At 70.4% G+C, this 4,409-nt stretch carries 5 protein-coding genes; 4 read left to right on the plus strand and 1 reads right to left on the minus strand.

Annotated features, from left to right (window positions below; genetic code table 11):
- On the plus strand, positions 1-725 hold a 725-nt coding region (locus INE98_RS10735; RefSeq protein WP_293538838.1), incomplete at its 5' end, for a glycosyltransferase.
- Positions 722-1,996, plus strand: a complete 1,275-nt coding sequence (locus INE98_RS10740; protein WP_293538839.1) for a glutamate carboxypeptidase — start codon at positions 722-724, stop codon at positions 1,994-1,996. The genes INE98_RS10735 and INE98_RS10740, both read left to right, overlap by 4 nt.
- Here INE98_RS10740 and INE98_RS10745 read toward each other — a convergent pair.
- Positions 1,980-2,636: a COQ9 family protein gene (locus INE98_RS10745; protein WP_293538840.1), complete on the minus strand. Its 657-nt coding sequence runs from the start codon at positions 2,634-2,636 to the stop codon at positions 1,980-1,982. The genes INE98_RS10740 and INE98_RS10745 overlap by 17 nt on opposite strands.
- A 185-nt stretch (positions 2,637-2,821) precedes the next feature.
- On the opposite strand from INE98_RS10745, the gene rpsU reads away from it, so the two are divergent.
- The gene (rpsU, locus tag INE98_RS10750) at positions 2,822-3,055 is read left to right on the plus strand and encodes a 30S ribosomal protein S21 (RefSeq protein WP_110451396.1); all 234 of its coding nucleotides are present in this window, start codon (positions 2,822-2,824) and stop codon (positions 3,053-3,055) included.
- A 163-nt stretch (positions 3,056-3,218) separates the two neighbouring features.
- Positions 3,219-4,409: ATP-dependent zinc metalloprotease FtsH (gene ftsH / locus INE98_RS10755; RefSeq protein ID WP_293538842.1), on the plus strand; the 1,191-nt coding region annotated here is incomplete at its 3' end.

Below are 4,409 nucleotides of genomic sequence, written 5' to 3' on the forward strand. Positions count from 1 at the left end.
CGCCGGGGCCGTTCAACTACTCGGCCATCAACAACGCCGCCGTGCGGGCGGCGACGGGCGACCTGCTGGTCTTCCTGAACAATGACGTCGAGGTGCAGGGGCCGGGCTGGCTGAGGGCCATGGCGGCCCAGGCCCTGCGGCCGGAGGTGGGCGCGGCGGGCGCCCTGCTGCGGTTCCCGGACGGGCGGGTGCAGCATGCGGGCGTGGCCCTCGGCATCGGCGCGGCGCGGGTGGCGGGCGCCCTGGGCGTCGGCGCCGGCCCGCGGGACCCGGGACCCTCGAACCGCCTGCGGACGGCCCGGTGCGTCTCGGCGGCGACGGCGGCCTGCCTGGCCGTGCGGCGCCAGGTGTTCGACGCGGCGGGGGGCTTCGACGCGGAGAACCTGCCGGTGGCCTTCAACGACATCGACCTGTGCCTGAGGATCGGCGCCCTGGGCCTGCAGGTGGTCTGGACGCCGGAGGCGGACCTGGCGCACCGGGAGTCGGCCTCGCGGGGATCGGACCTGGAGGCCCGGCACGCCGAGCGCTTCGCCCGGGAGGCGGCCTGGATGCGCCAGCGCTGGGGCGCGGCCCTGGACGCCGATCCCTTCTACGGCCTGAACATGGACCTGTCGGGGGGCGACTGGCGGCCGGCGGACCCGCCGCGCCGGCTCCGCCCCTGGGCCTTGCCGCCGGAGACCTGGGAGGCCATGGTCGGCCCTCCTGGGGAGGAAGGGAAGACATGATGCGCGCCGCCGGACTGAAGTGGATGACCCTCGGCCTCGCGCTGGCCGCGGCGACCGCGGCCGCAGCCCCCGCCATGGCGGGCCCGCGCCGGGACGACGGCCTCTGGAAGGCCGCCGAAGCTGTCCGCCCCGAACAGCTGAAGCTGCTGGAGACCCTGGTCAACATCGACTCCGGGACCGGCGACGTCGAGGGCGGCACGCGGGTGCTGGACATCCTGGCGCCGCGGCTGGAGGCCCTGGGCGCGCAGGTGGAGCGGGTGCCCGCCGAGATCCCCGGCCTGCCGGACAACCTCGTCGCCACCCTGAAGGGCAAGGGCCAGGCGAGGATCCTGATGATCGGCCACATCGATACGGTCTTCGAGCCGGGTACGGCGACGAAGTGGCCCTATTCGGCCAGCGGCGACAGGGCGACCGGACCGGGCGTGGGCGACGAGAAGGGCGGGGTGCTCCAGGCCGTCCTCGCCCTGGAGATTCTGACCGCCAGGGGCTTCCGCAACTACGACACCCTGACCCTGCTCCTGGAAACCAGCGAGGAGCGCGGCTCTCCGGGGACACGGGCCCTGATCGACCGCCTGGTCAAGAGTCACGACGTGGAGCTGAACCTCGAACCCGGCGACGCCCCGGACAAGGTCACGGTCTGGCGCAAGGGCAGCTCGACCTTCAACATCGACGTGAAGGGCCGCCCTGCCCACGCCGGGGTCGCCCCGCAGGAGGGGCGCAACGCCGCCACCGAGCTGGTCCACCAGCTCGCGAGCCTGGAGGGTCTGCCGAAATCCGGCGACGGCCTGACCGCCAACCTGACCATCATCCAGGCCGGGAGCCGCTACAACATCATCCCGGAGAACGCCCGGGCGCAGGTGAACGTGCGGGTCCGGGACAAGGCCGACCTCGACCGGGTGCAGGCCACCCTGGAGGAGAGTGCGCGGAACACCCGGGTGCCGGACACCAAGGTCACGGTCAGCCGCGAGAACTCCTTCCCGCCCCTGCCGGACAACCCGCACACGGACGCCCTGGCGGCGCGGGCGAGGGCCATCTACGCCGAGCTGGGCCGCGAGCTCGGGACGGGCGGCAATGGAGGGGCCTCGGAGTCGGCTCTGGCGCATGAGGCGGGCACCCCCGCCCTCGATGGCCTGGGCCCGGTGGGCGGGAACTTCCATACCGACAAGGAATGGATCGACCTGACGACCGTCACGCCGCGGCTCTACCTGCTGATGCGGATGATCCAGGATGTCGCGGCCAGGCCGCCCCAGCGGTTCACCCCCGGGGGCTGACGGGCGCGCCATACCTGAGACGGCCAAGCGCTTCGGCCACCCGGCGAAGGGGCTCCCCGGGCTTCTGTCTGGCCTTCCAGGCCTCGAAGGCCATGACGTTGGCGATGCGGGCGTCCACGAAGGACTCGGCCGCCGCCTCCCCCTCCTGCAGACGAACGGCGAGGGCGGAGATCAGGATGCCGGCCAGGATCGCGCGCTTGGAGTAGTGGTTCTCGTCTGCGGCGACATCCCCGGCCCAGCGCCAGAGCCTGTCGGCGCTCTCCCAGGCCAGGGAGAGCCCCTGGGCGGCATGGGTCGGAAGGGCCAGCCACCCCGACCACCGTCGCACTGCAGGAGCGTCTCCGGCTGCGGCGGCCAGACGGGCGAGAACTGCAGCCCGGATGCGCTGGCGGATCTTCAGTCCCGACGGATCCGGAAGGGCGGCGATGGCCAGGTCGTCGTGCCGGCGGGACAGAAGAGCGGCGAGGTCCGCAGGCCCGTGCGGAAGGATCAGTTCGGTCTCTCCCGGCGTGAAGCCGGCGGCGGCGCCCGCGGCGGCGGCCATGTCCGAGGTCCAGCCCATGTCCGGAGCGAGGATGAGCGCCGAGTCCAGGACGGACTGTTCCGCGCGCTGGAGCCAGATCTCGGGATCTTCCTGCATGTTCATGAGCCTCATATAGGGCGAAACGCGCCGCGTGTCCGGCGTGGACAGGGCTTTTCCGGTCTGCTATTGCCCCCGGCCTGTCCGGACGGGCGACCGTCGGGAACGAAAGGCTATTGTCCGTTCGCCGCTGAGACCTCCCCGGAGGCGACGCCGAGCGGGAACGGGTGACAGGAGAGAGACCTCTGGTTCAGATTTTCGTGCGCGACAACAATGTCGACCAGGCCCTGAAGGCGCTGAAGAAGAAGATGCAGCGCGAGGGCTCGTTCCGCGAGATGAAGCGTCACGTGCACTACGAGAAGCCCTCGGAGAAGCGCGCCCGCCAGCAGGCCGAGGCCGTCCGTCGCGCCCGCAAGCTGGCCCGCAAGCGCGCCCAGCGCGAGGGGCTGATCGCCGCGCCCAAGAAGCCCGCCCGCTGATCCGCCTCCGAGACCCGATTTCCGGGAGACTGGAAGGGCCGTGCGCACGCCGTACGGCCTTTTTGTCATTCCGGGGCCGGTCCTTTGCAGGACTGCTGGAGATTCTGCAGGCCGGCGCCTATCTTGAGACGGAACCGGCTTTCACCACTCGGATCGGACGCCAATGAATTTTCGCAACCTCGGCATCTGGGCCGCCATCATCCTCGCCCTGGCGGGCTCCTATGCGCTGATGAATCCGAACCAGCGCACCGCGACGGTCAATGAGATCAGCTATTCGCAGCTTCTCACCAAGATCGACAGCGGCAACGTGCGGTCCGTGGAGCTCGCCGGGCCCAAGATCGTCCTGACCGACGCCGCCGGAAAGACCTTCGCCTCGACCACGCCGAACAACCAGGAAGACCTGGTCAAGCGCCTCGAGGCCCGGAACGTGGACATCAAGGTCAAGCCGCCGGGCGGCATGAGCGCCGGGACCATCCTGCTGCAGCTGCTGCCAATCCTGATCATGGTGGCTATCTGGATCTTCTTCATGCGCCAGATGCAGGGCGGCGCCCGCGGCGCCATGGGCTTTGGCAAGTCCAAGGCCAAGATGCTGACCGAGAACCGCAACCGCGTGACCTTCGACGACGTGGCCGGGGTCGACGAGGCCAAGGAAGAGCTTTCCGAGATCGTGGACTTCCTGAAGGACCCGGGCAAGTTCCAGCGCCTGGGCGGAAAGATTCCCAAGGGCGCCCTGATGGTCGGTCCCCCCGGGACCGGCAAGACCCTGCTGGGCCGCGCCGTGGCGGGCGAGGCCGGGGTGCCCTTCTTCTACATCTCCGGTTCGGACTTCGTGGAAATGTTCGTCGGCGTCGGCGCCAGCCGCGTGCGCGACATGTTCGAGCAGGCCAAGAAGAACAGCCCCTGCATCATCTTCATCGACGAGATCGATGCGGTCGGCCGCCATCGCGGCGCGGGCCTCGGCGGCGGCAATGACGAGCGCGAGCAGACCCTGAACCAGCTGCTGGTCGAGATGGGCGGCTTCGACCCTTCCGACGCCATCATCGTGATCGCCTCGACCAACCGGCCGGACGTCCTGGACCCCGCCCTTCTGCGCCCCGGCCGCTTCGACCGGCAGGTCGTGGTGGGCAATCCCGACGTGAACGGCCGCGAGCGGATCCTGCGCGTTCACATGCGCAACGTGCCCCTGGCCGCGGACGTGGACATCCGCACCATCGCCCGCGGCACGCCGGGCTTCTCGGGCGCCGACCTGGCCAACCTGGTCAACGAGGCGGCCCTGATGGCCGCGCGCAAGAACAGGAAGATGGTCACCCAGCGCGACTTCGAGGACGCCAAGGACCGGGTCATGATGGGCGCC

The sequence above is a fragment of the Phenylobacterium sp. genome, assembly GCF_020253645.1.
Taxonomy (GTDB): Bacteria; Pseudomonadota; Alphaproteobacteria; order Caulobacterales; family Caulobacteraceae; genus Phenylobacterium.

Excerpts from the sequence above, each read along its gene's own strand:
- INE98_RS10740 (WP_293538839.1), top strand. The coding sequence starts at position 722 with ATGATGCGCGCCGCCGGACTGAAGTGGATGACCCTCGGCCTCGCGCTG.
- INE98_RS10745 (WP_293538840.1), bottom strand. The coding sequence starts at position 2,636 with ATGCAGGAAGATCCCGAGATCTGGCTCCAGCGCGCGGAACAGTCCGTC.